The sequence below is a fragment of the Polaribacter sp. Z014 genome, assembly GCF_023555435.1.
GTDB lineage: Bacteria > Bacteroidota > Bacteroidia > Flavobacteriales > Flavobacteriaceae > Polaribacter.
The window spans coordinates 1-856 of record NZ_JALCZP010000105.1 but is presented as its reverse complement, the minus strand read 5'-3'; the positions used below and the strand labels follow the sequence as shown (position 1 = coordinate 856).

Annotated in this window: 1 protein-coding gene; it reads left to right on the top strand. The window is 27.0% G+C overall.

The window, feature by feature from the left end; translation table 11 throughout:
• The first annotated feature begins 465 nt into the window (after positions 1-465).
• Positions 466-711 carry a winged helix-turn-helix transcriptional regulator gene (locus tag MPF19_RS19120; protein WP_349666075.1) on the top strand — a complete coding sequence of 82 codons (246 nt, stop codon included), beginning with the start codon at positions 466-468 and terminating at the stop codon, positions 709-711.
• Positions 712-856: the final 145 nt, after the last annotated feature.

Here is an 856-nt window from a genome sequence, read left to right as displayed (position 1 = left end):
CGGAATAGCGGTTGTTTAAAATTTCAGTTAAATTCATTTTTGTTATATTTATATGTTGATTCGTTATACTATCATTTTTATAGTGACAAAAGTATATATAGTGTAAGTATTGTGCAATAACGGTCGTAAAGTATAGTATGAAATAAATTATTAACTAACTGATTTAAAGTTTTTTAAAAATAAAAAAATAACTATAAAAAACATAGTTGCATACTAAATTAAAGCTAATTAGATTGCACTCTATGTAAGCAACAAAAGAATAACGTATTTGTATGTTACTTTATAAATTTATATAGAAATGGACAAAAAATAACTGTTTGAAAAAAAACAAAAATTAAGGTTAACGATAAAATATCCTTTTGTCCAACAAGTGCCGCTATGGAATTGATTGGCGGAAAATGGAAAAATGTGATATTTACCCATTTAATAGGTGTCAAAAAACGGTATAACTAATTACGAAAAGAAATACCTGGTATTACAGAGCGCACATTAAGTTTGCAACTAAAGCAATTAGAAGCAGATGGTATAATTTCTAGAAAGGCGTTTTATACAAAACCTCCTTTAAAAGTAGAATATGCGCTTACAAAATTTGGAAAAGGTTTAATACCTATTCTTAAAATGATTACTGATTGGGGAATTACTGTTGCTCAAGAGAAGGGAGAATTTATTGAATCATATCATGTGTTTATAACAATTTTGAAGTTAAAATGAGATTCCTCAATCGGCTAAAAAGGCTCATTTCGGAATGATAAACTATATAACGGATCAACACAAAAAGTTGTGGAGTAAAATAAAAAGGAAGAACTTTGACTTTAAAATTATTTCTATTTTGGATACTTCAATTGAACTTGCTAAA